The 25359-nt window shown below is 70.6% G+C and carries 29 protein-coding genes and 1 tRNA gene; 8 read left to right on the top strand and 22 right to left on the bottom strand.

From position 1 onward, the window contains the following. The 10 genes from ASF27_RS01335 to ASF27_RS01290 form a co-directional block, all read right to left on the bottom strand. Positions 1-77 (bottom strand) — tRNA-Pro (locus ASF27_RS01335). 102 nt (positions 78-179) lie between these two features. Further along, complete coding sequence (locus tag ASF27_RS01330) at positions 180-968, bottom strand: 4'-phosphopantetheinyl transferase superfamily protein (RefSeq protein ID WP_056357141.1); 789 nt, start codon at positions 966-968, stop codon at positions 180-182. After that, positions 965-1162 carry a hypothetical protein gene (locus ASF27_RS01325; RefSeq protein ID WP_156368810.1) on the bottom strand — a complete coding sequence of 66 codons (198 nt, stop codon included), beginning with the start codon at positions 1160-1162 and terminating at the stop codon, positions 965-967. Before ASF27_RS01325 ends, ASF27_RS01330 begins: the two co-directional genes overlap by 4 nt. A 248-nt stretch (positions 1163-1410) precedes the next feature. After that, entirely contained in the window at positions 1411-2283 is an 873-nt protein-coding gene (locus tag ASF27_RS01320) for an RNA polymerase factor sigma-32 (protein WP_056171967.1), read from the bottom strand. Positions 2284-2521: 238 nt separating this feature from the next. Continuing rightward, positions 2522-3115 carry a CarD family transcriptional regulator gene (locus tag ASF27_RS01315; RefSeq protein WP_056263635.1) on the bottom strand — a complete coding sequence of 198 codons (594 nt, stop codon included), beginning with the start codon at positions 3113-3115 and terminating at the stop codon, positions 2522-2524. 550 nt (positions 3116-3665) lie between these two features. Further along, entirely contained in the window at positions 3666-4004 is a 339-nt protein-coding gene (gene fdxA, locus ASF27_RS01310; protein ID WP_056171963.1) for a ferredoxin FdxA, read from the bottom strand. A gap of 214 nt (positions 4005-4218) precedes the next feature. Beyond that, the gene (locus ASF27_RS01305) at positions 4219-4524 is read right to left on the bottom strand and encodes an RNA-binding S4 domain-containing protein (protein ID WP_056171960.1); all 306 of its coding nucleotides are present in this window, start codon (positions 4522-4524) and stop codon (positions 4219-4221) included. Positions 4525-4539: 15 nt separating this feature from the next. Then, the gene (locus ASF27_RS01300; RefSeq protein WP_056357138.1) at positions 4540-7953 is read right to left on the bottom strand and encodes a helicase-related protein; all 3414 of its coding nucleotides are present in this window, start codon (positions 7951-7953) and stop codon (positions 4540-4542) included. A gap of 68 nt (positions 7954-8021) precedes the next feature. Beyond that, positions 8022-8393, bottom strand: a complete 372-nt coding sequence (locus tag ASF27_RS01295; RefSeq protein ID WP_056263639.1) for a hypothetical protein — start codon at positions 8391-8393, stop codon at positions 8022-8024. A gap of 8 nt (positions 8394-8401) precedes the next feature. Further along, positions 8402-9235, bottom strand: a complete 834-nt coding sequence (locus tag ASF27_RS01290; protein WP_056303147.1) for a DUF3108 domain-containing protein — start codon at positions 9233-9235, stop codon at positions 8402-8404. 342 nt (positions 9236-9577) lie between these two features. Between ASF27_RS01290 and rpmB the strand changes: the two genes are divergently transcribed. From rpmB to ASF27_RS01275, 3 genes are all read left to right on the top strand, one after another. After that, positions 9578-9883: a 50S ribosomal protein L28 gene (rpmB, locus tag ASF27_RS01285; RefSeq protein WP_056087207.1), complete on the top strand. Its 306-nt coding sequence runs from the start codon at positions 9578-9580 to the stop codon at positions 9881-9883. 199 nt (positions 9884-10082) lie between these two features. Beyond that, complete coding sequence (locus ASF27_RS01280) at positions 10083-10556, top strand: nuclear transport factor 2 family protein (RefSeq protein ID WP_056357135.1); 474 nt, start codon at positions 10083-10085, stop codon at positions 10554-10556. Next, a complete protein-coding gene (locus ASF27_RS01275; protein ID WP_056357131.1) occupies positions 10553-11113 on the top strand; it encodes a TetR/AcrR family transcriptional regulator in 561 nt (186 codons plus the stop codon). Before ASF27_RS01280 ends, ASF27_RS01275 begins: the two co-directional genes overlap by 4 nt. 115 nt (positions 11114-11228) lie before the next feature. Here the strand turns inward: ASF27_RS01275 and ASF27_RS01270 are convergent, their stop codons facing one another. The 5 genes from ASF27_RS01270 to ASF27_RS01250 form a co-directional block, all read right to left on the bottom strand. After that, complete coding sequence (locus tag ASF27_RS01270) at positions 11229-11891, bottom strand: DUF2268 domain-containing putative Zn-dependent protease (protein ID WP_056357128.1); 663 nt, start codon at positions 11889-11891, stop codon at positions 11229-11231. A 115-nt stretch (positions 11892-12006) separates the two neighbouring features. Next, on the bottom strand, positions 12007-13911 hold the full coding sequence (cobT, locus tag ASF27_RS01265; RefSeq protein WP_056302782.1) for a cobaltochelatase subunit CobT: 1905 nt from the start codon (positions 13909-13911) through the stop codon (positions 12007-12009). Further along, the gene (locus ASF27_RS01260; RefSeq protein ID WP_056357126.1) at positions 13908-14411 is read right to left on the bottom strand and encodes a DUF29 domain-containing protein; all 504 of its coding nucleotides are present in this window, start codon (positions 14409-14411) and stop codon (positions 13908-13910) included. Before ASF27_RS01260 ends, cobT begins: the two co-directional genes overlap by 4 nt. Before the next feature lie 22 nt (positions 14412-14433). Further along, positions 14434-15417, bottom strand: coding sequence for a cobaltochelatase subunit CobS (cobS, locus tag ASF27_RS01255; protein ID WP_056171938.1), 984 nt, complete (start codon positions 15415-15417; stop codon positions 14434-14436). Positions 15418-15697: 280 nt separating this feature from the next. Next, on the bottom strand, positions 15698-16324 hold the full coding sequence (locus ASF27_RS01250; RefSeq protein WP_056263650.1) for a DnaJ domain-containing protein: 627 nt from the start codon (positions 16322-16324) through the stop codon (positions 15698-15700). Positions 16325-16475: 151 nt separating this feature from the next. Here ASF27_RS01250 and ASF27_RS01245 point away from each other — a divergent pair, with 151 nt between their 5' ends. Both ASF27_RS01245 and arfB read left to right on the top strand, forming a co-directional pair. Further along, positions 16476-16751, top strand: coding sequence for a BolA family protein (locus ASF27_RS01245; protein WP_056171935.1), 276 nt, complete (start codon positions 16476-16478; stop codon positions 16749-16751). Positions 16752-16775: 24 nt separating this feature from the next. Then, positions 16776-17198 carry an alternative ribosome rescue aminoacyl-tRNA hydrolase ArfB gene (arfB, locus tag ASF27_RS01240; protein WP_056171932.1) on the top strand — a complete coding sequence of 141 codons (423 nt, stop codon included), beginning with the start codon at positions 16776-16778 and terminating at the stop codon, positions 17196-17198. Positions 17199-17217: 19 nt separating this feature from the next. Here the strand turns inward: arfB and ASF27_RS01235 are convergent, their stop codons facing one another. Both ASF27_RS01235 and ASF27_RS01230 read right to left on the bottom strand, forming a co-directional pair. Continuing rightward, on the bottom strand, positions 17218-17955 hold the full coding sequence (locus tag ASF27_RS01235) for a YoaK family protein (protein ID WP_056171930.1): 738 nt from the start codon (positions 17953-17955) through the stop codon (positions 17218-17220). 269 nt (positions 17956-18224) lie between these two features. Then, on the bottom strand, positions 18225-19184 hold the full coding sequence (locus ASF27_RS01230) for a methyltransferase domain-containing protein (RefSeq protein ID WP_056357123.1): 960 nt from the start codon (positions 19182-19184) through the stop codon (positions 18225-18227). 55 nt (positions 19185-19239) lie between these two features. On the opposite strand from ASF27_RS01230, the gene ASF27_RS01225 reads away from it, so the two are divergent. The 3 genes from ASF27_RS01225 to ASF27_RS01215 are packed head-to-tail and all read left to right on the top strand — an operon-like array spanning position 19240 to position 22492. Further along, complete coding sequence (locus ASF27_RS01225) at positions 19240-20280, top strand: ligase-associated DNA damage response exonuclease (RefSeq protein ID WP_056357819.1); 1041 nt, start codon at positions 19240-19242, stop codon at positions 20278-20280. Continuing rightward, entirely contained in the window at positions 20277-22025 is a 1749-nt protein-coding gene (locus tag ASF27_RS01220) for a cisplatin damage response ATP-dependent DNA ligase (RefSeq protein ID WP_056357120.1), read from the top strand. The genes ASF27_RS01225 and ASF27_RS01220 overlap by 4 nt, the downstream gene beginning before the upstream one ends. Beyond that, positions 22022-22492, top strand: coding sequence for a secondary thiamine-phosphate synthase enzyme YjbQ (locus ASF27_RS01215; RefSeq protein ID WP_056357116.1), 471 nt, complete (start codon positions 22022-22024; stop codon positions 22490-22492). Before ASF27_RS01220 ends, ASF27_RS01215 begins: the two co-directional genes overlap by 4 nt. A gap of 46 nt (positions 22493-22538) precedes the next feature. Here the strand turns inward: ASF27_RS01215 and ASF27_RS01210 are convergent, their stop codons facing one another. The 5 genes from ASF27_RS01210 to queE all read right to left on the bottom strand — a co-directional run bounded on the left by ASF27_RS01210 (position 22539) and on the right by queE (position 25104). After that, a complete protein-coding gene (locus tag ASF27_RS01210) occupies positions 22539-22952 on the bottom strand; it encodes a type II toxin-antitoxin system MqsA family antitoxin (protein WP_056357115.1) in 414 nt (137 codons plus the stop codon). A 10-nt stretch (positions 22953-22962) separates the two neighbouring features. Next, positions 22963-23304, bottom strand: a complete 342-nt coding sequence (locus ASF27_RS22800) for a hypothetical protein (protein WP_056357112.1) — start codon at positions 23302-23304, stop codon at positions 22963-22965. Positions 23305-23379: 75 nt separating this feature from the next. Further along, positions 23380-24084, bottom strand: a complete 705-nt coding sequence (queC, locus tag ASF27_RS01200; RefSeq protein WP_082478731.1) for a 7-cyano-7-deazaguanine synthase QueC — start codon at positions 24082-24084, stop codon at positions 23380-23382. Continuing rightward, positions 24081-24443 carry a 6-carboxytetrahydropterin synthase QueD gene (gene queD, locus ASF27_RS01195; RefSeq protein WP_056171917.1) on the bottom strand — a complete coding sequence of 121 codons (363 nt, stop codon included), beginning with the start codon at positions 24441-24443 and terminating at the stop codon, positions 24081-24083. The genes queC and queD overlap by 4 nt, the downstream gene beginning before the upstream one ends. Before the next feature lie 22 nt (positions 24444-24465). After that, on the bottom strand, positions 24466-25104 hold the full coding sequence (queE, locus tag ASF27_RS01190) for a 7-carboxy-7-deazaguanine synthase (RefSeq protein ID WP_056357104.1): 639 nt from the start codon (positions 25102-25104) through the stop codon (positions 24466-24468). Between the last annotated feature and the right edge of the window lie 255 nt (positions 25105-25359).

Here is a 25359-nt window from a genome sequence, read left to right as displayed (position 1 = left end):
TGGTCGGAGTGGCAGGATTTGAACCTGCGACCCCCACGTCCCGAACGTGGTGCGCTACCAGACTGCGCTACACTCCGAAGGCCGGCGCGCTGCGCCGACGAGCGGACCTATAGCGAGGCCGACGGCGGCCTGCAAGCGGATCGTTGCCCGGCCGCGCGCTTTCTTCGATGTGCCGACCGTCAGGTGCCGATCCGGTCGGCCCAGTCGGGCGACAGGGCCGCCAGGGCGATCGCCGCCCGGGGAATCGCGAGGGCCACGGCGCCGACCGTGCCCGGTGCCGGCGCGAGGGCGGCCAAGGTCCAGGCGGAGGCCGGCCCATCCGCATCGTCGACCTCCAGCAGGGCCGCAGGGGCGGGTGGGACCGCGACGGCGAACCCGTTCAGTGGCCGCGACAGGCCCGCCCCCACCGCCTTCACGAAGGCTTCCTTGGACGTCCAGCAGGCATAGAACGCGGCCTCCCCGTCGGATCCGTGGGCTTCGAGGGCGGCGATCTCCCGGGGATGGAAATGGGCGCGGGCGATCCGCAGGGCATCGGGCATCGGCCGCGGCACCTCGATGTCGACCCCGATCCGCCCCGTGGGCGAAAGGGCCACGAGGGCGTGCTCGCCCGAATGGGACAGGTTGACGTCGAGGCGTCCGGCCTGCGCACCGGCGAGGCTCGGCCGTCCGAACGCGGAGACCGAGAAGGACAGGGTTCGCGCCTCCGCCTCCAGGGCGCCGGCCAGGAGGAAGCGCAGGGCCGCGTGGCTCGCGATGAAGCGATCCCGGTCGCGGGCCTGCAGGAACCGGTCGGCGCGGAGCGTCTCGTCGCGGTCGAGGAGGGCGAAGCAGGCGGCGCGGCGTGCGGCGTCGAGGCGAAGGCCTGCATGCCAGACGATGGCGCCCCCGGGCCAACCGGGCTCACGGACTGGCCAATCCGAGACCGGCCAATCCGAGACCGGGAATGCGCTTCCGGGAGGACCCGTCACCGCCCGCGCGAGACGGGAAGTCGTCGAGGCGTGTCGCGACGGCTCACGGCGACGAGGATCAGCAGATACCCGATCTCCACCACGGCGAGGGCGCCCACGAACAGGCCGATCGCGGCCTGCACCGACAGGCGGTGGTGAAGCGAGACCAGCAGCACCGCCGAGGCCGAGAGGGCGATCAGGGTCGGCAGGACCATGATCGATTTCCAGGGGAGGGGGTCTCGGTCGTTCATCGGCTCGATCACACTTCCGTGCCCGAGCGTAACGCGACCGCCGCGGGTAGCGAAAGATGCCGGATCGATAAAATTGTACCGAACCTCACGCTGTTGCGTGGGTGTCACATTCAGAAACGAAAACGGCGCCGCCCCGGATATCCGACCCGACGCGACGCCCAGATCCAACCGATATGCCTCGTTCCTACGAGAGCCCGAGAACCCGAGAGCCGTCAGGCGTAGACGTTGCCCGCCGTCTGCGGGAACCGCTCGGCGAGGGCCCGGCGCAACTTCTCGAGGGCCCGGTTCTCGATCTGGCGCACGCGCTCCTTCGAGATCCCGAGGCGCAGGCCGAGGGCTTCCAACGTCGCCTGATCCTCGGCGAGACGGCGCTCCTTGAGGATGCGCAGTTCGCGCTCCGACAGCACGGCCAGGGCTTCGTTGAGCCAGGTCAGGCGGCGCTCGCCGTCGACCTGGGCCGAAACCGTCTCGTCGGGCAGGGCCGCACCGTCCACGAGGAAATCCATCCGCTCGGACGAGGCCTCGCTCTCCTCGCCGACGGGGGCGTTGAGGGACATGTCGGGCCCCGACAGGCGCGCGTCCATGAGCGCGACATCCTCGCGGGAGACGCCGATGGCGGTGGCGATGCGGCGGTGGATCTCGTCGCCGACATGCTCCTCGGTGGATTGCATGAGGCGGGCACGGAGGCGCCTCAAATTGAAGAACAGGGCCTTCTGGGCCGAACTCGTGCCACCGCGAACGATGGACCAGTTGCGCAGGATGTAATCCTGGATCGAAGCGCGGATCCACCACGTGGCGTAGGTCGAGAACCTGACCTCCCGCTCCGGCTCGAACCGGGCGGCGGCCTCCATCAGACCGACATGCCCTTCCTGGACCAGATCCGCCATCGGCAGGCCGTAGTGGCGGAAGCGGCCCGCGATGGCGATGACGAGGCGCATATGGGCCTCGATCAGGCCGTGCAGGGCGCGCTCGTCGCGCTTGTCCTTCCAGCGGACGGCGAGGCCGCGTTCTTCGTCCCGGGCAAGGAAAGGCGCTTCCATCGCCGTGCGTATGAACTGACGCCGTATCCCAGCGATGTCCGCCATCCCCGCCTCCGCCTCGTTGAAACGTTCGCTTCTGCCGCAAGATCGGAACGTCCCGTTCGGGGGCGAACACACAGTCTTTGCGTGGCGACTGACAACGGAGGCGTCGCGGCGATTGTTCCCGCATCGCGCCTTGGTGAATACAGATCCGCGCAGGGGCAGCCGGGGTCGGTACGAAAAAGCCCGGCGCTGCTGCGCCGGGCCCGGATCTTCGTGTCGATTCAGATGGAGCGGATGCGGCTCAGGCCGCCTCTTCCTGGATCTCGTCGGCCTCGGCCTCACCCTCGGCTTCCGCCTCGCCCTTGGCGCGGCGCGGCGACTTCGCCAAGCTCTGCTCGATGAGCTTGAGGGCCTCGGTCTCGGTGATGCGGTTCACCGAGGAAATCTCGCGCACGATGCGATCGAGGGCGGCCTCGTAGAGCTGACGCTCGCTGTAGGATTGCTCGGGCTGGGCCTCGGAGCGGAACAGATCGCGCACCACCTCGGTTACCGAGAGCAGATCGCCCGAATTGATCTTGGCCTCGTATTCCTGGGCCCGGCGCGACCACATGGTGCGCTTGATCCGGGCGCGGCCGGTGAGCACGTCGAGGGCCTTCTTGACGAGCTCGGGCTCGGCGAGCTTGCGCATGCCGACGCTGTTGGCCTTCGCGGTGGGCACGCGCAGGACCATCTTGTCCTTCTCGAACGAGACGACGAACAGCTCGAGCTTGTACCCGGCGATCTCCTGCTCCTCGATGGCGGTGATGCGGCCGACACCATGCGCCGGATACACGACCGCTTCGCCGGTCTTGAAGCCTTGCCGGCCCGTTGCCGTCGTCTTCTTGGCTGTGGTCATGCGAGAAGCGCCTCCAGAACATCGCGCGGAATCGATCGCCGCGCCGAACCGTAACTCCCGGGGTGGGTCACCCGGCCTCAGCCCCTTGGCCGGAAGCCGATCCTCGAAAGAGGCCGGACCCACGGATTCCCGGGCTAGCCGACACAGCGCAACGAAAGACCGTCCGCCGAAGGCGCCACGCGCCTCCAGCGGTCGATCGCATGCGACCTCGTTTTCTCAAGCTTGCGAGAGAGCCATCTGTCGAGGGCCGGAGGCAGCACGTCGGGCACGAACGACGGCAGGCCATAGGCATAGCACAATCGTGCCGCCGAATCAAAGGATTGCCGGCACAGGCTCACCCGGCGTCCAACGCGAATCCCCGGCGATCGCATCGCTTTGACGCAGGCCGGGACGCGCGAGCGGCATCGGGAGCGGCACGCAACGGACGGTTCGACCCGGTATCCGGCGCGGTCTCCCGGGCGCGACGATCCACCCGGCGCCATGGGCGCGGCAGGCGGTCGAAGCCGGTTCTCGTTCGCCCTCGACGCGCGTCGTTCGCCCTCGATGCGCGTCAGTCTCCCTTGCCGGGGCTCGCCGAGAAGTGCGCCTCGAACTTGCCGGCGACCCCGTCCCACTCCTTGGCGTCGGCGGGGGCGTCTTTCTTCTGGGTGATGTTCGGCCAGGTCTTGGCGTAGTCGGCGTTGACCTTCAGCCAGGTCTCGAGGCTCGGCTCCGTGTCGGGCTTGATCGCCTCGGCGGGGCATTCCGGCTCGCACACGCCGCAATCGATGCATTCGTCGGGATGGATGACGAGCATGTTGTCGCCTTCGTAGAAGCAGTCCACCGGACACACCTCAACGCAGTCCATGTACTTGCACTTGATGCAATTGTCGGTGACGACGTAGGTCATGGGGCCTTCAGTCCTCGATCCGCGCCGGCCCGGACCGCGATGGGGAAACCCCGCCGACCCGATGGCTTTGCAAATCCGTTGACGCTTTGGCTGGTGCGGGTACCCGCTCCGCCTGATGGGGCAGGCTCTAGACCCTGGCCGAAGGGCTGACAAGCGCGGCAACCCGGCCCTGCGCAGTCGACGGTACCGGTGTCGTACGGGGGACACGGGGTGTTCAGCCCGGCGGCGTGTCGACGGCGGTCGTATCCAGGGAGGCCGTGTTGAGATCGGCATAGAGTGTCTGGGCTTCCGGCGCACCGCCGCGGCGTTCGCCGAGGTCGAGCACCCGCACCAGGGCGGTGGTGTGGGCCGCCGCCACGGTGACGACGTCGCCCACCGCGATGGCGGTGGCCGCCGCGTCGGCCCGACGTCCGTTCACCCGGACGTATCCCGCTTCGACGAGGCCCGCCGCGAGGGTGCGGGTCCGCGCGAAGCGCGCGAACCACAGCCATTTGTCGAGACGCTGGCGCCCCGGCTTCATCGCTTCATGTGCGCCTCAACGCTTGTTGCCCTCGCCCGCCTCGAGCTGGGCCTTGAGGGCGGCCAGCTTGGCGAAGGGCGAATCCGGGTCCGGGGCCCGCTCGCGGCGCTGCGGCCGCGGCTCGTCGCGCGGCGCCGCACGGGGTTCGTCGCGCCGGTCGGGACGGGTCCGGCCCGGCTCGAAGCGCTCGCGGCGCTGGGGACGACCGTTCTCGGGCCGTCCACCCTCGCGGCGTCCGCCCTCCGGACGCTCGCCGCCGGGGGCACCACCACGCGGGCGTCCCTGACCGTCGGACGCACCGGCACCGGCCTGACGGCGCTGATCCGGCCGACCTTCGCCGGGGGCGCGGTTGGGAGCCGCCCCGTCGCGGTCGCGACCACCGCCACGCGGGCGGTTCTGACGCGGGGCGCTACGCTGCTGGCGCTGAAGCCGCCAGACCTCGACGGTGACGATCTCCGCCGCAGCGGCCTCGTCCTCGGCGCCTTCGCTCGTTGCGTCCTCGCCCTCAGCGCCGTCGGCCGACACGGCCTCGGTGGGGTGCTCGGCCGCGTCGGCGAGGCTGGCGGCCTCGGCCACGGGCTCGGGGGCCGGCTCAATTGTCTCGGCAGTCTCTGCCGAAGTCGTGTCTGCCGAAGTCGTGTCTGCCGAAGTCGTCTCGGGTGTGGTCGCTTCTTCCGAGGTCGCTTCTTCCGAAACCATCGCCGGCTCCGGTGCGGTGGCTTCGATGGGGTTCTCGATCAGGGGCGTCGCCACGGCGTCGGCCGTCGCGCCGGGCTCGATGGCGGCATCCACGGCCGTGGCGCCGTCGTGGCCCTCGGCCGCCTGAGCGGCTTCACCCTCTGCGGTGGGGGCATCGTCGTTCGCGGCGCCGTCCCCGGTCGTCGCGTCGGCCGTGTCATCGGCCGGCACGCTCACCTGTACAGGCTGGGTCGAGGCCGCGGGCAGCAGCGGCACGGTGATGGCCGGGCCCGGACGGGTCTCCGGGGCGTAGCCGAGCGACTTCAGGATCGAGGCGAAATCCTCGCCCGAGCAGCCGACCAGCGAGGTCATGCCCACGGTGGCCACGAAGGCGTCGCCGTCGGCGGTGCCGGCGGGCGCCTCGCCCGGCGTGGTGCCGGGGCGGTAGGCGATGGCCGGGCGGATGAGATCGGCGAGGCGCTCGAGGATGTCGACGCGCACGGCGCGCTCGCCGCACACCCGGAAGCCGGCGGCGCGGTAGAGGCCCTTGGCGATCTCGGGGTCGACCTTGATCGAGGTGCGGCCGGAACTCGCAAGATGCGCGATCTCGTCGAGGCCGCGCTGGTCGAGGCCGCCGTTCTTGAGGGCCCAGAGCTGGGCCGCCAGGGTCCGGGGCGCCGGCTTCAATAGGGCCGGCAGGAAGATGTGATAGGCGCCGAAGCGCACGCCGTGGCGGCGGAGCGCCCCGCGGCCCTCCTGATCCAGGGTGCGCATCTCGTGCATCACCTTGGACCGTTCCAGGACGCCCAGCGACTCGACCACCTGATAGCCGATGCCCTTGGCGAGGCCCGTGAGGTCGGCCGCCGTCTCGATCTCCATGAGCGGCCCGAGGAGCCGCACCACGTGGGCCTTGAGCCAGGCGGTCAGCCGGCCCTCGACCTTGTCGCGGGCGGGGCCCGTGAGCTGCTCGTCGGCCAGCAGGCGCACGTGCGGCTCAAATAGCTTGTCGCCGGGCGTCAGCTTGGCCACCGGGTCGCCGGTCCAGCGCACGACGCCGTCGTGGCTCAGCACCAGGGACGCGTCGGCGGCGGCCGAGAACCGCTCGGCGCGGGCCTCGATCTCGCCGGCGAGCGCCTTCTCGGCCGCGCTGCGCAGGGTCTTGGCCTCATGGCCCTCCGCGCCGGGGTCCGGGACGAACTGGAAGCCATGCAGATGGCCGACATGCTGTCCCTCGACGGTCACATCCCCGCCGGCGGTGATCTCAGCTTCCAACATCGTATTCTCTCTCAAGCGCCGCATCAGGACGCTGGTACGCCGGTCGACGAAACGACTTGCAAGGCGTTCGTGCAGGGCGTCGGACAGCCTGTCCTCTACCCGACGCGTCTCGCCCTGCCAATGCACCGGATCGATGAGCCAATCCGGCCGGTTCGCCACGAAGGTCCAGGTCCGCCCCTGCGCGATGCGCTGGGAGAGCGCGTCGATGTCGCCGTCGGTGCGGTCGATCATCGCCACGTGCTTGGCGAACCAGTCGTTGGGAATGCGCCCGGCCATGCCCCGCATGAGGAAGCGGAACAGCTGGGCGACGAGGTCGGCATGGGTCTGGGGATGGACCTTGCGGTAGTCCGGCACCCCGCACACGTCCCACAGCCGCTTCACCGTGGCGGGTGTGGAGGCCATGTCGCGGATGTCGTCCTCGCGCATGAGGATTTCCAGCGCCGACTGGTCCTCGCCCATGGGGGCACGGGTGAGGCCGCGTTCGCGCGGGTGCTCGTCGAGGCTCGCCTGCAGGGCCTTGAGGGAGGAGAAGTCGAGGTCCGGGTTGCGCCATTGCAGCACCCGCAGGGGCTCGAAATCGTGGGTCTCCAGGGCCTCGATCATCTCGGGCTCGAAGGGGGCGCAGCGCCCCGTGGAGCCGAAGGTCCCGTCCGAGAGGTGGCGCCCGGCCCGCCCCGCGATCTGCCCCATCTCGGGGGGCGTGAGCTTGCGAAAGCGCGTGCCGTCGTACTTCCAGTTCGCCGCGAAGGCGACGTGGTCGACGTCGAGGTTGAGCCCCATCCCCACCGCATCCGTGGCGATGAGGTAATCGACCTCGCCGGACTGGTAGAGCTCGACCTGGGCGTTGCGGGTGCGGGGCGACAGGGCGCCGAGCACCACCGCCGCGCCGCCGCGCTGGCGCCGGATCAGCTCCGCGATGGCGTAGACCTCCTCGGCCGAGAACGCCACGATGGCCGTGCGCCGGGGCAGGCGCCCGAGTTTCTTCTCGCCCGCGAAGGTGAGCTGGGAGAGCCGGGGCCGCGTGGTGGTGCGGACGCCGGGGATCAGCGACTGCACCAGGGGCAGCATGGTCGAGGAGCCGATCAGCAGGGTCTCCTCGCGCCCGCGCTGGTGCAGCAGGCGGTCGGTGAAGACGTGGCCCCGGTCCATGTCGGCGGCGAGCTGGATCTCGTCGATGGCCACGTAGGCGACGTCGAGGTCGCGCGGCATCGCCTCGATGGTGGAGATCCAGTAGCGCGGCCGGTCGGGTTTTATTTTTTCCTCACCCGTGACGAGAGCGACCTTGTCGACCCCGACCTTGGCCACCACCCGCAGGTAGACCTCGCGCGCCAGCAGCCGCAGGGGCAGGCCGATCATACCCGTCGGGTGGGCGAGCATTCGCTCGATGGCGAGGTGGGTCTTGCCGGTGTTGGTCGGCCCGAGCACCGCCGTGACGCCGCGTGCGCGGGCCTGCGGGGGGAGGGAGGGGCGGAGCATGGGCGCGGGGCGGTCCCTTCGGCGAGACAGGCCGGCGACGGTGAACGTGTCGCGCGGGAAAGGCCCGATCAGTCGCCCCGGCGTGGGCGACGTGGCGGTCCACGCTCATATGGGGCGCCGGCCCCGGTTCCGCCAAGGCCATCGGGGCCAGGTCGGCCCGCGTCGTAACCGCCGCCCGGGTCGTATCCCCCCGGACCCGCACCGCCGAGGCCCGGCACGCCGTAGATCTCGATCCGGGTCCGGGCCGGCGGCGCCGCGAGGTCGGCGCAAAGGGTGTCGGGCATGGCCGTGAGCGGCCTGCCCCGGGGGCGGCGCCCCTCCACCACCTCGGCCGAGGAATAGGCGTCGCCACCGCACCCGGAATCGTCGGTGCTCAAGGGGGCCGCCGCGGCGGGGCCGGCGGCGAGCAGGAGGGCGAGGACGGGACGGAAGCGTCGCATCCGCAGGGTCAGCGCTGCTCGCCGAGGCTCGCGAGGGTGCCGGTCGTGGGCGCCCCGGCCGTCGTCGTGCCGCCGCTGCGGTTCCAGCGCGTCGCCTCGATGATGTTGGTGCCGATGGTGGTGCGCACGGAGATGCGGATCGGCAGGAGCACGCGGGTGCCCTCCACGGGCGCGAGCCACACGGACATGTCGCGGTTGTCCTCCATGAACTTCACCCCCGGCCGGTCGGGCCGGTGACCCGCGATGGCCTGGTAGCGGGCGTTGCAGACGAGGATCGGCCCCGAATAACCCGGCTTCTCCACCGTGCGGGTCTCGCCGTAGCTCAGCACCACGTCGAAGCGGGTGGCGCCGTCGAAGACCGGCAGGGTGCGGTTGCAATTGGCCGGGTCGATGAGCTCGCCCCGGGCCACGGCGGGCATCATCAGGGCGCTCGCCGGATCGATGACGCCGCGCTTGTTCTCGGGCGTGATCGGCACGCGGTCGCCCATGTCGACCAGCGGCGGGGTGATTTCGGCCTGGGTGACGGTGCCGCGCGCCAGTGCCATCCGCACGGCGATGCCTGAATTCGAGGTCTTGGTGGAGATGGCGAAGGCGCTCGGCTGCGGGCCGGTGGCGATGAGGCCGCTGGCGCGGGCCGAGCCCATGCCACCCGTCACCGCGCCGACGAGGCCCGTGAGGCGGGCCGACACGTCCATGCGGTAGCGCGTGCTCTCGAAGGCCCCCGTCACCTGGGCGGTGCCGATGGGGATGCCAGCGAGCGCGATGCCGTAATCGACGGTGACGTTGGCGGGGGCGGCGGCGGACGCCTTGGGGCGCGCCTGAACCGGCGCCGTCGCGACCATGAGGGCGGCGAGAGCCGCGAAGGAAAGGCTGGCGCTGGGGAAACGCTGGGCGCACATGGCTGGGAACTCGGGGTGCTGCGAGGATGCCCGGTCGAGACGCGGCCGGGTCCGTAGTCCCGCATCGTCCGCTCCCATGGTTAACACATCGTTGGACCCGTGCCAGCTTGACCGTGCCGAGGCTGAAAAAGGCCGCGATGCCTTGACGCCTGGGGTACCCTTCCCCTATAGGCTCGCGCCTTCAATGAGAACGCCGCTCCACCGGGCTTGGCGTGCGTGAGACCCATTCGCGGGTGTCCCGCCATCGCCCTGTCGGACATGCGGAACGAACCGGGAAGTTTGATTATGTCGCGCCGTTGCGAACTCACGGGCAAAGCCGTGCAGACCGGCCACCTCGTGAGCCACTCGAACCGCAAGACCAAGTGCCGGTTCCTGCCGAACCTGTGCCAGGTCACCCTGCAGTCGGACGCCCTGAAGCGTCGGGTGCGCCTGCGCGTCACCGCCCATGCCCTGCGCTCCGTCGAGCACCGTGGCGGCCTCGATGCCTTCCTCATCAAGGCGCGCGAGATCGAGCTGTCGCAGACGGCCCGCCTGATCAAGCGCGAGCTGCACAAGAAGCTCGCCGAGGTCGAGACCCCCGTCGCTGCCTGAAGGCCGACGGGCCGGCCCCTGAGCCGGACCAGACATCTCAGTCGAAGCCGTCGCCCGCTTGAGTGCGGGCGGCGGCTTCGTCGTGTCCGGGGTGTCTCCGGTCGCGCGCGGGTGGGGCGCTGCGACCCGGATTGACGCGGCTCCGACCGGATTGTACCGATCGGTACAGCGCTGGCGAATCGGCGCGCCAGGAGTTCGCATGTCCGACGCCCGTCCGCCCCTGCCGCCCTTCACCCGCGAGACCGCGATTCAGAAAGTCCGCGCCGCCGAGAACGGCTGGAACGGCCGCGACCCCCACAAGGTCGCCCTGGCCTACACGCCCGACAGTCGCTGGCGGAACCGCTCGGAGTTCTTCACCGGGCGCCCCGCCATCGTGGCGTTCCTCGAGGCGAAGTGGGCGCGCGAGCACGAGTACCGGCTGATCAAGGAGCTGTGGGCGTTCACCGAGAACCGCATCGCCGTGCGCTTCGCCTACGAGTTCCACGATGCCGTCGGCGCATGGTTCCGCGCCTACGGCAACGAGAACTGGGAGTTCGACGCCAACGGCCTGATGCGGATGCGCCACGCCAGCATCAACGATCTGCCCATCACCGAGAACCAGCGCCTGTTCCGCTGGGCGGCGCCCGGCCTGCGCCCGGAGGATCACCCGGGGCTCACCGAACTCGGGTTGTGAGCGCAGCGGCCCCGGGCGCGCGGGAGGCGGCGATCCCGGCGCTCGCCGAGGTGTTTCGCGAGCATGGCTACGCCGGGGCCAGCCTCGCCCTGCTCGGTGCCCGCGCGGGGCTCGGCAAGGGCAGCCTCTACCACGCCTTTCCCGGCGGCAAGGCCGAGATGGCGGACGCCGTCCTCGACAGCATCGGCGCCTGGTTCGAGGCGGAGATCTACGCAGCCCTGCGGGACGATCCCGACCCTCGCGCCGCCATCCGGCGCATGCTGTCGGAGACGGATGCGTATTTCCGCTCCGGCCGGCGGGTCTGCCTCGTCGGCGCCCTCGCCCTGTCGGAGGGGCGGGACCGATTCGGGATGCGGATCGCGGGGTATTTCGCGGCGTGGCGGGATGCCCTCACGGGAGCGCTGCACCGCGCCGGCCGGGCGGAGGCCGAGACCCTGGCCGAGGACGCCGTCCTGGCGATCCAGGGCGGCCTCGTCCTGGCCCGCGCCCTCGACGATCCCGGCGTGTTCGAACGCCTGCTCGCTCGCCTGGAGCGGCAGCTCTGTGGGACGCCATGAGCCTAGGGATGCGTTCGTCTTTGCAGGGTCGATTCATCCGACCGGCGTCCCGACTACTCCGCCCCCGGCGTCCCGGAATTGCGTCGTCACCCAGGTGAACGGGCGACGGGCCGGCTCAGGCCGCTGCCAGAGTATGGCCGCGGGCCGCCGCCAGAACTGCCTCGGCCGGGACGTTCACCCAGGTCTCGCCATCCGCCCCCGGATTCGCCCGCACCCAGTCGCCCGCAATCCGGTAGCCGAGGGTGTAGCCGTACCACCGCGGATACGCGTCGGACCCGAAGAACCAGGCCGCGTGATCGTAGTCGCGCGCCGCCAGAAGAGCCGCGTCGGGGCGCTGCGCCGCGAGCGCGGTGTCATCGAAGGCGTTTTCCCACGGTTCGGGGGCCGCGCCGAACAGGCGCTCCACGAACCGGCCCGCCAGGCCTTCGCTGACCAGGGCTTCGCCGAGGGTCCAGCCGTAGCCGGGCCCGGCCATGCGCAGGCAGTGATGCGCTTCGTGCACCACGGTCCGGCGGATGTCCCCGTCCGCCAGCACGCCTGCGAAATTGGGATTGTCCGGGTCGATGGTCAGGGAAAACAGAGTCGAAGCGTAGGCCCGTCCACCGGTTCCGGTCTCAGGTAGGACCCCGTCGGCGTCGCGCTGCACGAGGATGTCGAGGGGGCGCACCGGTACCAGGCCGACGATGGCGCGGCGGGCGATTTCCACCTCCGCGGTGATCGCGTCGCGCCAGGGGCTGAGATCGCCCGAGGCTTCGAGCCAGTGCAGGTGCCACGTCATCGCGGGATCCGGGTCGGTTTGGATGCCTGCCTCTCGAGCATCGCGTTTCACAGACGACAAGCGATATCTCAACGCCCGCGTGCAGCCGGGCGGCGATGAAACCGCCGTCGGGGGCCTAGCGCCGCCCGCCCGCGCGTGAGGCTTTGCGCCCGCCGTTGCCCGCATCCTCCTCGAACAGCTCCGCCAGCTTCTCCGTCATCGCGCCGCCGAGTTCCTCGGCGTCGATGATGGTCACGGCGCGGCGGTAGTAGCGGGTCACGTCGTGGCCGATGCCGATGGCGAGGAGCTCGACGGGGGAGCGGGTCTCGATGTCCTCGATCATCCAGCGCAGGTGGCGCTCGAGGTAGTTGCCCGGATTGACCGACAGGGTCGAATCGTCCACCGGCGCGCCGTCTGAGATCACCATGAGGATCTTGCGCTGCTCCGGCCGGGCGATGAGGCGCTTGTGCGCCCAATCGAGGGCTTCGCCGTCGATGTTCTCCTTCAGCAGCCCCTCGCGCATCATCAGCCCGAGGTTCTTTCGCGCCCGGCGCCAGGGAGCGTCGGCGCTCTTGTAGACGATGTGGCGCAGGTCGTTGAGGCGACCGGGCGCGTTCGGCTTCGACGCGGCGAGCCACGCCTCGCGCGATTGCCCACCCTTCCACGCCCGGGTGGTGAAGCCCAGGATCTCCACCTTGACGCCGCAGCGTTCCAGGGTCCGCGCCAGGATGTCGGCGCAGGTGGCCGCCACGGTGATGGGCCGGCCGCGCATGGAGCCGGAATTGTCGAGCAGCAGGGTCACGACGGTGTCGCGGAAGTTCGTGTCCTTCTCCTGCTTGAAGGAGAGTGGCTGGAACGGGTCCGTCACCACCCGCACGAGGCGGGCGGGGTCGAGCTGGCCCTCCTCGAGGTCGAAATCCCAGGCGCGGTTCTGCTGGGCCAGGAGCCGGCGCTGGAGCCGGTTGGCGAGGCGCCCGACCACGCCCTGCAGGTGGGCGAGCTGCTTGTCGAGGTAGGTCCGCAGGCGGGCCAACTCCTCGGCGTCGCAAAGGTCCTCGGCGTGGATCACCTCGTCGAAGCGGGGATTGAACACCTTGTAGTCGGGGCCGCGGGCCTCGTTGCCCCGAGACGAAGGCGGCCGCCAAGCCTCCGAGGCCTCCTCCGATTCGGCGTTCTCGGCCTCCTCCGGCAGTTCGCCGGACGGGGCGTCGGCCGATTCGGTGGCGCCCTCCTGGAGGTCGTCGGAGGCCTCTTCCGACACCTCCATCTCGGCGCGGTCGCCCTGCGACTGCTCCTCGGCCTCGCCCTCGCTCGGGGTCTGCTCGTCGTCCTGGGACTCGCCCTCGTCGTCGTCGTTGTCGTCGTCCTCGGGGTCGAACGGCGTCTCGTCGGCCATGTCGAGGGAGCTGAGGAGGTCGCGCACGGAGCGGGCGAAGGCGCGCTGGTTCTCGAGTGCGCCGATGAGCCCGTCGAGGTTCGGCCCAGCCTTGTCCTCGATATGGGCGCGCCAGAGGTCGACGATCTTCTGCGCCGCCGGCGGGGGCGCCTGGCCGGTGAGGCGCTCGCGCACCATGAGGGCGACGGCGTCCTCCATGGGGGCGTCGGCCCGGTCGGTGATCGCCTCGTACTTGCCGCCGCGATGGTAGCGGTCCTCCAGCATGGCGGAGAGGTTCGAGGCGACGCCCGACATCCGCCGCGCGCCGATGGCCTCGACCCGGGCCTGCTCGACGGCGTCGAACACCGCCCGCGCGCCGGAATTCTCGGGCGCCAGACGGCGATGGACGGCCACATCGTGGCAGCCGAGCCGAAGCGCCATGGAATCGGCGTTGCCGCGCAGGATCGCCACGTCGCCGGGCGTCAGCTTGCGCGGCGGTTCGGGCAGGCGCGCCTTGTCGCCGGTCAGCGCCGGCCGGTCGCTGGCATAGACCACCTCGACCTCGGCCCGCTTGGCGATGGCGCGCAGGCAACCGGCCACCGAGCGCTTCAGCGGTTCGGCGACGGGCTCGCGGCGTTCGCCGGCTTTGCGGTTGGAGATGCTCACGGGCGCTGCTTCTTCACCGAGTCAAAATCGAAGGGCCGGTTCAGGATGTCGTCCCATTCGTAGGGGCATTCGGGGGGAAACTCATCCGGCGGGAGGTGCGTCTCGTCGGACGCCCACTCCCGTGCGTCCGGGTAGGCGTTGCCCAGAGCCTCGTCGTTGCGCGACTTCAGACCGGGGTTGCTCGCCAGAATGCGCTCGTAGCGGCGACGCTGCTCGCGGATCGAGAAGATCCAGCTCGGCGTACGGTGCTCGGGCTGCTGATCCCATTTGAGCATGTGCATCACGAGGACGCGCAAGGTGCTCTGAAGCTTGCCGAACTCGCTCTCGGACAAGCTCTCCAACTCCTCGGCGATATGATCGAGATCGAGCGCATCGACCCGCCCGGCACGGAGAAGCGCGACCTGCTCCTGCACCCAGGTGTAAAGGTCGTCCTCGTAGCGCGTCCGGCCGGGGACCACCTCCCCCGTACGCGGTCCGCCCTTCACAGCCGGCTCGCCCATCGCGTCCTCCGCCAAAGATTCCCTAGCTCAGGGCCACGTTCGAGGCGCTCTCGGGCAGGTCCTTGCCGAAGGCGCGCTGGTAGAACTCCGCCACGAGGGTGCGCTCCAGCTCGTCGCACTTGTTGAGGAACGTCACCCGGAAGGCGAAGCCGATATCCTGGAAGATGTCGGCGTTCTCGGCCCAGGTGATGACCGTGCGGGGGCTCATGACCGTCGACAGGTCGCCGTTCATGAACGCATTGCGGGTCAGATCGGCCACGCGCACCATCTTGCTGACGATCTCGCGGCCGCCGTCGCGCTGGTAGTGCAGGGCCTTGGACAGGACGATGTCGACCTCGCGGTCGTGGGGCAGGTAGTTGAGGGTGGTGACGATGGACCAACGGTCCATCTGGCCCTGATTGATCTGCTGGGTGCCGTGATAGAGGCCCGAGGTGTCGCCGAGGCCCACGGTGTTGGCGGTGGCGAACAGCCGGAAGGCCGGGTGCGGGCGGATGACCCGCTTCTGGTCCAGCAGGGTCAGGCGGCCGGAGAGTTCGAGGACGCGCTGGATCACGAACATCACGTCGGGCCGGCCGGCATCGTACTCGTCGAACACCAGGGCCACGTTGTTCTGCAGGGCCCAGGGCAGGATGCCGTCCTGGAAAGCAGTGATCTGCTTGCCCTCCTGCAGCACGATGGCGTCCTTGCCGACGAGATCGATGCGCGAGACGTGGCTGTCGAGGTTGATCCGGATGCAGGGCCAGTTCAGGCGGGCGGCGACCTGCTCGATATGGGTCGACTTGCCGGTGCCGTGATAGCCCGTGACCATGACGCGGCGGTTGCGGGCGAAGCCCGCCAGGATCGCCAGGGTGGTCTCCCGGTCGAAGATGTAGTCCGGGTCGAGGTCGGGCACATGCTCGTCGGTCTTCGTGAAGGCCGGAACCATGAGGTCGAGGTCGATGCCGAAGGCCTCGCGCACGGAGACGGTCCGGTCGGGCAGCGAGGCGGGCGAGACGTCAGAGAGCATACGGGACCTCGTGGAGCGGGCGCCGGCGGGACCGGAACACGCGGGGGCTGTGTCGGGCGAGAGGGGCGCGACGCGCGCGGAGCCGCTTTCGCCCCGTCATCTAGGGGACGGCGCCGGGGGACGCCAAGGGTGGATGCCACACGAAAGAGACGTGGTCGGGCACGATATAGGGCGTTGCGCGCCGATTGCCGCCCCGGCCCGGGCCGACCAGACCTGCAAATCCGACCAGACCTGCAAATCCGACCGGATCCCGAAAATCCACGCAGGGTTCGTGCCGCGCTCAGCACAACCCGGCGGCGCGCAGGGCGTCGTGGGCGCGGATGATGTCGCGCAGGCGCTCCTCGAACGAGCGGTCGCCGCCGTTGGCGTCGGGGTGGAAGCGCTTCACCAGCACCTTGTACTGCGCCTTGATGGCCGCCGAATCGGCGTTCTCGTCGAGCCCGAGGACGTCGAGGGCCTTGAGGGTGGCCGAGGAATGGCGCGGCCGGCGCGGCTCGGGCGCGCGTTTGCGCCGGGCGGTCTCGCCGACGCCCTCGGCGCGCAGGATGTCGAGGGGATCGACATAGGCCCAGTCGCGCGTGGCCTCGGGCTTCGGCTTCGCCGCGGCGGTGGCGGGGTTCACCCCCATGGCCCAGGTCGGGCGATGGCCGATGATGGCGTCCTTCTGGAAGGCCTGCACGGCGGCGTCGTTCATGCCGTCGAAGTAGTTGTACGTGGCGTTGTAGGCCTTCACGTGGTCCATGCAGAAGCGCCAGTACTGCCCCTCCGCCTTCCGGCCCTTGGGGGCGCGGTAGAGCCCGGGGTTCTGGCAGCCGGGCGTGTCGCAGCCCTGCGCCGACGCCTTCTTGGGCTCGTCGCAGGTGCGCTTGATGCGGATGCTGTCGAACAGGGGCGAGTTGAGATCCATGATGGGGCGATTATGAGAGGGCGGGTCGCAGACACAAGAGCGCCGGGCCTGATGCCGCATGCGGCCATCGGGGGTTGACGGGAGCGGCGGCCAAGCCCCCGAACGAGCGAGCCCCGAACGCGAGATCATTCGCCCGGAAGGAGACCGCACCATGACGACCATGAGGGACTGGATCGACGAGACCTTGCGATCCGCGCTCGCGCCGACGCATCTCGACGTGATCGACGAATCGCACCTGCACGCCGGCCATGCCGGGGCGCGGCCCGAGGGCGAGACCCATTTCAGACTGGATGTCGTCTCGGCGGCCTTCGACGGCAAGAGCCGGGTCGAGCGCCACCGCCTCGTCAACGGCGCCCTCGATCCGGCGTTCAAGCGCGGCCTGCACGCCCTGGCGGTTCGGGCGCGGACGCCGGCCGAGGCCGCCTGATCGAACGGGCCGGAGACCGTCGCCGTGGCGCTTCAGTGCACGCCCCAGATCAGCATCGACGAGGCGGAGCTGGAGGAAAGCTTCGTGCGCGCCTCGGGCCCCGGCGGGCAGAACGTCAACAAGCTGTCCACCGCGGTGCAGCTGCGCTTCGATGCGCGGCGCTCGCCGTCCCTGCCCAACGCCGTCGCGGTGCGGCTGATGCGGCTCGCCGGCCGGCGCCTGACGCTGGACGGCATCATCGTCATCTCGGCCCAGCAGCACCGGACCCAGGACCGCAACCGGGCCGATGCCCGCGAGCGCCTCGCCGCCCTGGTGGCGGAGGCCGCCGTGCCGCCGACCCCGCGCCGGGCCACGCGCCCGACCCTGGCCTCGAAGAAGCGGCGCCTCGACGAAAAGTCGAAGCGCTCCGACACCAAGCGCCTGCGCGGGGACCGGGGCGACGGGTGATCCCCGACACCCGCCCGCCTCAGGGCGTCGGGGCGGCGGTGCCGTCCGGCGGATGGTGCTCGACCTCGCCGCTGACGTAGGGGCTGCCGGGCTTGGCGATGGTGAGCACCAGGGCGATGACCGCGAGCAGGGCCGCCAGGGCCGCCGGGAACAGGAACGCGTCCTCTCCGTAATGCATCTGCAGCACGCCGCCGATGACCGCGCCGGTGCTGAGCGCCGCCCACAGGGGGGCCTGGATCCAGAACGACGGCGCGACCACGCCGAGGAGCAGGTTGGCGAGCCCGGTTCCGAACCGCACCACGGCGCCGGTGACGTAGGTGAGCGCCAGGCTGCGGCCGCCCTCGTCCTGCAGGGTCGCGTTCTGGAGGCCGAGCGCGATGACGATGGGATAGGCGTGGAGCGGGAATGCGAAGGTGCCGTGGGGCACGATGAGCCCGACGGTGAGCAGCACCGCCTGGAGCAGCAGCAGCACGGACAGGCGCCAGCGCCCGACCCAGGCGGCGATGAGCGTGCCCGCGAAGGCGCCGAAGCAGAACAGGATGATGACGGAGGCGACGCGCGAGGTGCTCTCCCAGTCGAACCGGCTGACCGACACGCCGAACCGCGTGGTGTTCCCGCTCATGAACGACATGAACAGCTGCGAGAATTCGAGGAAGCCGATGGAATCGGCGCAGCCCGCCACGGCCGAGAGGGCGAGGGCGAACGGGATGCGCGTTCGCGCGCTGGCGGGAAACGCCTTGCTCTGCGGGTCTGCCATGGAATCTCCAGAGGATCGGCCCCGGGGAGGGGCAGGGAAACGGCCCGACGCGGGGACGACGCCACGACGCGGGATTGCCGGTCCCCATACGCGCCCGGGCGCGCAATGGGATTCCGGGAGGCTGTCGAATCTGGCCATGGCGTGCCGTGCGGCACCTGTCCACCGTTCCGCCTCGCGGGGACCGGATGATCGGCTGACGTTCGCGTGATCCGGCTTGCCAGCGACCCACCCTCGCCCGTGATCCGAACTCGCCCGGGATCCGGACCGGATCAGCCGGGCCGGCGGGCGACGACGATGCGTCCCGGGACGGGCAGGCCGCGTTCGCGCCGGAGGGTCGCGGGGTCGAGGCATTCGAGGACGAGGCCGGCCCGCGCCACGGCCCGTTCCACCAGGACATCGCCATGGGCGTAGCGGGCGTCCGGGCCGAGCACGAGGCCGTCGCCCGCATGGGATTGCACGCTGAAGCCGAGGCACCCGCCCGGCCGCAGCACCCGCGCGGACCCCGCTAGGAGGTCCGTGAGTCCGCCCACGTAAATCATCACGTCGGCGGCGGTGACGAGGTCGGTCCCGGCGTCCGGTTCCGCCGCGAGGCCCGCCACGAGGTCGGCCTCCACCAGGCGGGCGTAGCGCTTCCCCCGCGCGGCCTCGGCCAGCATGAGGGGCGAGAGGTCGATGCCCGTGAGGTGGCGCGCCCGGTCACCCAGGGCCGCGCCCACGAGGCCGGTGCCGCAGCCGAGGTCGAGCACGGTGTCGTAGACCGCCGGCGCGTCCGGCAGGCGATCGAGGGCGGCGACGATGAGTTCCGGCGCCCGGTAGGCGAGGTCGTCCACGAGGTGGCGCTCGAACCGCGCGGCGTAGGCGTCGAACAGGGCACGGATGTAGGCCGGGGAGATCGCCCCCAGAACGTCGCCGTCGCCGTCCTCTCGGCGGCCCGCGCCGATCTGTGCCAGGGCGAGCCGGGCGCCCTGCACGTCCTCGGGGTCGAGGTCGAGGGCCGCCGCGTAGGCCCGCAGCGCCGCGTGGTGGTCGCGGAGGTCGCCGTGGGTGACGTAGCGGGCCTCCCGCGCCCGGCCGAGGAGAAACCAGGCCGGGGCGTAGCGGGGGGCGATCTCCAGGGTCTGCTCCGCCATCTCGGCGGCCCCAAGGGCATCGCCCTCGGCCAGGCACCCCTCGGCGTAGGCGTAGCGTCTGTCGGCGAGGAACTCGCCGGAACCGGAGGGGCGTGACATGCTGGGTGGGGGCGGCCGCTTCGCTCGGGGATCGGGCGCCCTATATGCCGCGCCGATGACCTTCAGCGCCAGCGATCTCCTCACCCTGACCCGCGAGGGGCTCTACTGCCCCCTCGGCGATTTCCACGTCGATCCGACCTGGCCCGTGCCCCGGGCCCTGATCACCCACGGCCACGCCGACCACGCCCGCGCCGGCCACGGGCAGGTGCTCGCCACGGGCCAGACCCTGCGGATCATGGCCGTGCGCTACGGCGAGGATTTTTGCGAGACCCGCCAGGAGGCCAAGCTCGGCGAGGACATCCGCGTCGGCGACGTCACCGTCCGCTTCGCCCCCGCCGGGCACGTCCTCGGCTCGGCCCAGATCGCGATTCAGGCGCGGGGCGTGCGCGTCGTGGTCTCGGGTGACTACAAGCGTGCGCCCGATCCGACCTGCCTACCCTTCGAGGTCATGCCGTGCGACGTGTTCATCACCGAGGCGACCTTCGGCCTGCCGGTGTTCCGCATGCCCGACACCCGGGACGAGGTTCAAAAACTCCTCGATTCCGTGGCGCTGTTCCCCGAGCGCGCCCACATCGTCGGCGCCTACGCGCTCGGCAAGGCCCAGCGGGTGATGGCCCTGCTGCGGGAGGCCGGCTACGACCGGCCGATCTACCTCCACGGCGCCATGGAGAAACTGACGGAGCTGTACAAGCAGGAGGGGATTCCGCTCGGCGAGACCCCCAAGGTCGTCGCGGCCGAGCGGGGCAAGCTCCACGGCGCCATCGTGCTGTGCCCGCCCTCCGCGATCCAGGACGTGTGGTCGCGCAAATTCCCCGATCCCGTCGCCTCCTTCGCGTCGGGCTGGATGCGGGTGCGCGCCCGCGCCCGCCAGAAGGGCGCCGAACTCCCCCTGTGCATCTCCGACCATTCCGACTGGCCCGACCTCTGCCGCACGATCCGGGAGACCGGGGCCGGGGAGGTCTGGGTGACCCACGGGCAGGAGGACGCCCTGGTGCATTGGTGCGGGACCCAAGGGATCAAGGCCAAGCCCCTGCACCTGCTGGGCTACGGCGACGACGGCGAGGCCGAGCCGGGCGTCGCGGAGGTCGCCGCGTGAACCACTTCGCCCAACTCCTCGACCGTCTCGCCTACGAGCCGCGCCGCAACGCCAAGCTGCGCCTGCTGCAGGATTACTTTTCGCGGACCCCCGATCCCGAGCGCGGCTTCGCCCTCGCGGCCATGACCGGCAACCTGACCTTTCGCGAGGCGAAGCCCGCGATGATCCGCGGGCTGGTGGAGGCGCGGGTCGATCCGGTGCTGTTCGCCCTGTCGCACAACTACGTCGGCGATCTCGCCGAGACCACGGCGCTGATCTGGCCGGCGCCTGACGTCACGGCTTCCCTCGATGCCCTTACGCCCGGGCGTGGGGATGCGCCCCCGCCTCTCGGCCACAACAACCCGCCGCCCCACATCCCGACCCTGGCGGAGGTGGTCGAGACCCTCGCCACCGTGAAGAAGGCCGACCTGCCGGCCCGCATCGCCGAGTGGCTCGACGCGCTGGACGAGACCGGGCGCTGGGCGCTGCTCAAGCTCATCACCGGGGCCCTGCGCGTCGGCGTCTCGGCGCGTCTGGCCAAGACCGCCGTAGGGGCGCTCGGCGGCCACGAGGCCGACGCGGTGGAGGAGGTCTGGCACGGGATGGTGCCGCCGTACCTGAGCCTGTTCGCCTGGGTCGAGGGGAAGGCCGAGCGCCCCACCACCCTCAACCCGGCGCCGTTCCGGCCGCCGATGCTGTCGCACCCCATCGACGCGGAAACGGACTTCGAGAAACTCGACCCGGCGGCGTTCTCGGGCGAGTGGAAGTGGGACGGCATCCGCGTCCAGCTCTCGGGCGGCCGCGACGAGGCGGGAAGCCAAGTCGCGCGGGTCTATTCGCGCACGGGCGAGGACATCACCGGCGCGTTCCCGGATCTGGCGCAGGCCATCACCTTCACGGGCACGCTGGACGGCGAATTGCTGATCCTGAAGGCATCCCGCGTCCAGAGCTTCAACGTCCTGCAGCAGCGCCTCAACCGCAAGGCGGTGACCCCGAAGCTCCTGGAGGAATTCCCCGCCCATGTCCGGGCCTACGACCTCCTCACGGCGGAGGGCGCGGACCTGCGCCCGCTGCCCTTCGCCGAGCGCCGCGCCCGGCTCGAGACGTTCGTCGCCGCCCTCGACCATGCCCGGATCGATCTCTCGCCCCTCGTGCCCTTCGCCACCTGGGAGGATCTGGCTGAAGCGCGTGCCGATCCTGCCGCAGTGGGGGCGGGGGAGGATGCCGACGCCATCGAGGGCGTGATGCTGAAGCTGCGCGACAGCCCCTACCTGCCCGGCCGCCCCAAGGGGCCGTGGTGGAAATGGAAGCGCGAGCCCCACCTCGTCGACGCCGTGATGATGTACGCCCAGCGCGGCCACGGGAAGCGCTCGTCGTTCTACTCGGACTACACCTTCGGCGTCTGGCGGCCCCGCCAGGACGGCAGCCTCGAACTGGTGCCCGTCGGCAAGGCCTATCACGGCTTCACCGACGCGGAACTGGCCAAGCTCGACCGCTACGTCCGCAACCACACGGTCAAGCGCTTCGGCCCCGTGCGCGAGGTCGCGTACGGCCTCGACGAGGGGCTGGTGCTGGAGATCGCCTTCGAGGGCGTGCAGCGCTCGACCCGGCACAAGTCCGGCGTCGCGCTCCGCTTCCCCCGCGTGCACCGCATCCGCTGGGACAAGCCAGCGGCGGAGGCCGATCGCATCGCCCTCCTCGAAACCATCCTGGCCCGGGGGACGAGCGAGATCGCCCCGGGCGCCACCCTGGAGATCCCCTCATGACCCGTGGCGCCCGCATCGGCGAACGCGACGGCTTCCGGGTGGGCCCGGTGAGCCGGCAGGCGAGCGCCCGCCTCGTGGTGGCGACGGAGGGCCCCGGCTTCACCAACATCACCGGACGCGTCGCCGCGTTCGTGGCCCGCAGCGGCGTCGCGCACGGCGTGCTGACGGTGTTCTGCCGGCACACCTCGGCCTCCCTGACCATCCAGGAGAACGCCGACCCGGACGTGCAGACCGACCTCATGACCGCCCTCGACGGGTTCGCCCCGCGCCACGGCGCCTACGTGCACGGCAGCGAAGGCCCGGACGACATGCCGGCCCATATCCGCACCCTGGTGACGGATGCGAGCCTCGCCGTGCCGGTGCTGGACGCCCGCCTCGCGCTGGGCACCTGGCAGGGCATCTATCTCATCGAGCACCGCGACCGGCCGCACCGGCGGGAGGTTGTTCTGGCGGTCGTGGGGGCCTAACGTTCCCGCTTGGCCCCGGCCCCTCTCCGGCCTCGGTTCCTCCGCGCTATCGAAACGCAGGCGCTGCGGCGTCGAGGGTCGCGGTTCCGCCCCTGGCGAGGGCATCCACGACGGCCTCGGGGTGGCGATAGATCGTCCAGATGAGGGTCATGGCCGTCGCGTTCGGCTTCGACTTGCCCTGCTCCCAGTTCTTGACAGTTGCTTCCTCCAGCCCGAACCGCAGGGCGAACTGAGCTTGCGAGAGATGCAGGGATTCCCGCACGATCCGAACCGAGATCTGGTCAGGCCAATGCCTGCGCGCGTCGATGCCCAAAGCCGTCAGTTCGGAGATCAGGTGGTTCAGGCTCTCGACTTTCGGCACCTCGACATAGGCCTCGCCCGTATCGAAGAGTTCGGTCATGACCGCGTGAGCGGCCTTCACCGGGAGATGCCGACGGATCAGGGCGCGGGCCGCCGCCACCGTGTTCAGGTCAGCGTCCGGCCGCCGCTTGAGGCTGAGGCGCTCTGCGGAGCCTTCGCGGACGGGGGGCTCGTCCCGGATTTGCACCCGTGGTCCGAACACCGCCAACAATGTGGATCTCGTCGACATCCAGCTGCTCCATGACCCCCTGCACGATGTCCCGTAGCGCAGCCGCGCCCCATTGCTCCGCCGGATCGCCACCGATGTGCAGGCCGGTCAGCACAAGAGTTCGGCCCAGGAGCGTCACCTCGGCCATGACGTCGAGGGATCCACGCGGGGTCTGCACCGCGACCGTGAAAATCGGGTCGTCGCTGTTGGCGTGATCGACGACGATCCCGACGTCACACGCCACGACACATCCTATGCCCTACGCAACTTGCGTACAAGGTGCAGGCAGGCGTCGTCGCCTCGTGTCTGCCGGCGAACCTCACGCACGCTCCGCGACGAACGCCCGATACCCCTTCGCCCGCAGGTCGCAGGCCGGGCAGGTCCCGCACCCGTAGCCCCAATCATGCCGCGCGCCCCGCTCGCCGAGGTAGCAGGTGTGGCTCTCCTCCACGACGAGGTCGACCAGGGGCCGGCCCCCGAGGGTTTCGGCCAGGGCCCAGGTCGCGGCCTTGTCGATCCACATGAGGGGCGTGTGGAGGACGAAGCGGCGGTCCATGCCGAGGTTGAGGGCCACCTGCAGGGCCTTGATCGTGTCGTCGCGGCAATCGGGGTAGCCGGAATAATCCGTCTCGCACATGCCGCCGACGATGTGGCGCAGGCCCCGCCGGTAGGCCAAAGCCGCCGCGAAGGTGAGGAACAGCAGATTGCGGCCCGGCACGAAGGTGTTGGGCAGGCCGTCCGCCGCCAGGGCGATCGCGGTGTCGCGGGTGAGCGCCGTGTCGGAGACGGCGCCGAGCGCCGCGAGGTCGAGGGTGTGGTCGTCGCCGAGGCGGGACGCCCAGCCCGGGTTCAGGGCCGTCATGCCGTCCCGCAGGGCGGCCCGGCCGTCGAGTTCGATCCGGTGGCGCTGGCCGTAGTCGAAGCCCAGGGTCTCGACGTGGGGGAAGCGGTCGAGGGCCCAGGCGAGGCAGGTGGCCGAATCCTGGCCGCCCGAGAACAGGACCAGGGCGCCGTCGTGGCTCACCGGGTCTCGCCTTCGTATTCCGCCCAGGACATCGGCGTCTCGTAGACCTTCACCGAGGACAGGGCCGGCAGGGCCGCCTTGGTGCGGGCCCAGATCCAGGCGGCGATGTGCTCGGCCGTGGGATTCTCCAAGCCTTCGATGTCGTTGAGGCAGTAATGGTCGAGCTGCAGCAGCACGGGGGCGAAGGCGTGCTCCACGTCGAAGAAATCCACCACCCAGCCGGTGTCGGGATCGACGGCGCCGGTGAGCGTCAGCTCAACCCGGTAGGAATGCCCGTGCATGCGGTGGCAGCGATGCGTCTCGGGCACGTTCGGAAGGCGGTGGGCCGCCTCGAAGGTGAAGGCTTGGGTGATCTTCATGGGTCGCAATCTACACGGCTCGCTAGGGGATTCCGATGATCTTGTGGGTCTGGAGCGAGAGCCGCCAGCGCGCGTCGCTCCGACAGTACGCGACGGCCGCCTGCATATTGGCGCGGCGCGCCGGCCCGTCCATGGGCTGGAGCCAATGGTGGCGGAAGGGAAGATCCGCGAAATGCGCCGGATCGGCCGCGGCCTCCGCCTGCGGATAGACGAGCTTGAGTTCGTGGCCCGTGCGCTGCACCAGGGGATTGCCGGCCTTGGGGCTGACGCAGATCCAGTCGATCCCCTCGGGCGCGGCCAGGGTGCCGTTGGTCTCGACCGCGATCTCGAACTCACGGGCATGCACCGCCGCGATGAGGGCGGGATCGAGCTGGAGCAGGGGCTCGCCGCCCGTGAACACCACGTAGCGATGGTGCGGCCCGCCGGTCCAGGTCGTCGCGATGGCGTCCGCGAGGGCGTCCGGCGTGGCGAAGCGTCCGCCGCCCTCGCCGTCCATGCCGAGGAAATCGGTGTCGCAGAACCGGCAGGCCGCATCGGCGCGGTCCTGCTCGCGGCCGGACCACAGGTTGCAGCCGGTGAACCGGCAGAACACCGCCGCCCGGCCCGCCTGCGCGCCTTCGCCCTGGAGGGTGTGGAAGAGTTCCTTGACCGCGTAAGCCATGCTGTTCCGGGGCGCCCCTCGCCAAGCGCCGCGCCCGATGTTCCCGAATGAGGCCCTGCACATAGGCCCGCCGCGCCCGCGAGGCCACACCGAACCGCGCGGATGCCGTATCGCGGGAAGACGGGCCGGCCGTCGGCCTCACGATCGCTGCGCCTGCTTCATGGAAAACACCCAGCCCATCCACGCGAGCGCGGCTGGCCTGTGCGCTGCGAAACCCTTCGCCATGCTCTCGCCACGGAGGCCGGGTTGGTGGCA

It is taken from the genome of Methylobacterium sp. Leaf102 (genome assembly GCF_001422425.1).
GTDB lineage: Bacteria > Pseudomonadota > Alphaproteobacteria > Rhizobiales > Beijerinckiaceae > Methylobacterium.
The sequence above is the reverse complement of the archived record's forward strand: the minus strand, read 5'-3'. Positions and strand labels throughout refer to the sequence as shown.

Bases quoted from the DNA above. Each gene is read 5' to 3' on its own strand.
- ASF27_RS01305 (WP_056171960.1), bottom strand. From the start codon at position 4,524: ATGAAGCCGGGGCGCCAGCGTCTCGACAAATGGCTGTGGTTCGCGCGC.
- ASF27_RS01280 (WP_056357135.1), top strand. From the start codon at position 10,083: ATGTCCGACGCCCGTCCGCCCCTGCCGCCCTTCACCCGCGAGACCGCG.
- ASF27_RS01325 (WP_156368810.1), bottom strand. From the start codon at position 1,162: ATGGTCCTGCCGACCCTGATCGCCCTCTCGGCCTCGGCGGTGCTGCTG.
- ASF27_RS01230 (WP_056357123.1), bottom strand. From the start codon at position 19,184: ATGTCACGCCCCTCCGGTTCCGGCGAGTTCCTCGCCGACAGACGCTAC.
- ASF27_RS01320 (WP_056171967.1), bottom strand. From the start codon at position 2,283: ATGGCGGACATCGCTGGGATACGGCGTCAGTTCATACGCACGGCGATG.
- queE (WP_056357104.1), bottom strand. From the start codon at position 25,104: ATGGCTTACGCGGTCAAGGAACTCTTCCACACCCTCCAGGGCGAAGGC.
- ASF27_RS01270 (WP_056357128.1), bottom strand. From the start codon at position 11,891: ATGACGTGGCACCTGCACTGGCTCGAAGCCTCGGGCGATCTCAGCCCC.
- ASF27_RS01315 (WP_056263635.1), bottom strand. From the start codon at position 3,115: ATGACCACAGCCAAGAAGACGACGGCAACGGGCCGGCAAGGCTTCAAG.
- cobS (WP_056171938.1), bottom strand. From the start codon at position 15,417: ATGCTCTCTGACGTCTCGCCCGCCTCGCTGCCCGACCGGACCGTCTCC.
- fdxA (WP_056171963.1), bottom strand. From the start codon at position 4,004: ATGACCTACGTCGTCACCGACAATTGCATCAAGTGCAAGTACATGGAC.
- ASF27_RS01225 (WP_056357819.1), top strand. From the start codon at position 19,240: ATGACCTTCAGCGCCAGCGATCTCCTCACCCTGACCCGCGAGGGGCTC.
- ASF27_RS01250 (WP_056263650.1), bottom strand. From the start codon at position 16,324: ATGGATCTCAACTCGCCCCTGTTCGACAGCATCCGCATCAAGCGCACC.
- ASF27_RS01215 (WP_056357116.1), top strand. From the start codon at position 22,022: ATGACCCGTGGCGCCCGCATCGGCGAACGCGACGGCTTCCGGGTGGGC.
- ASF27_RS01260 (WP_056357126.1), bottom strand. From the start codon at position 14,411: ATGGGCGAGCCGGCTGTGAAGGGCGGACCGCGTACGGGGGAGGTGGTC.
- rpmB (WP_056087207.1), top strand. From the start codon at position 9,578: ATGTCGCGCCGTTGCGAACTCACGGGCAAAGCCGTGCAGACCGGCCAC.
- ASF27_RS01245 (WP_056171935.1), top strand. From the start codon at position 16,476: ATGACGACCATGAGGGACTGGATCGACGAGACCTTGCGATCCGCGCTC.
- ASF27_RS01300 (WP_056357138.1), bottom strand. From the start codon at position 7,953: ATGCTCCGCCCCTCCCTCCCCCCGCAGGCCCGCGCACGCGGCGTCACG.
- ASF27_RS01290 (WP_056303147.1), bottom strand. From the start codon at position 9,235: ATGGTCGCGACGGCGCCGGTTCAGGCGCGCCCCAAGGCGTCCGCCGCC.
- ASF27_RS01235 (WP_056171930.1), bottom strand. From the start codon at position 17,955: ATGGCAGACCCGCAGAGCAAGGCGTTTCCCGCCAGCGCGCGAACGCGC.
- queD (WP_056171917.1), bottom strand. From the start codon at position 24,443: ATGAAGATCACCCAAGCCTTCACCTTCGAGGCGGCCCACCGCCTTCCG.
- ASF27_RS01295 (WP_056263639.1), bottom strand. From the start codon at position 8,393: ATGCGACGCTTCCGTCCCGTCCTCGCCCTCCTGCTCGCCGCCGGCCCC.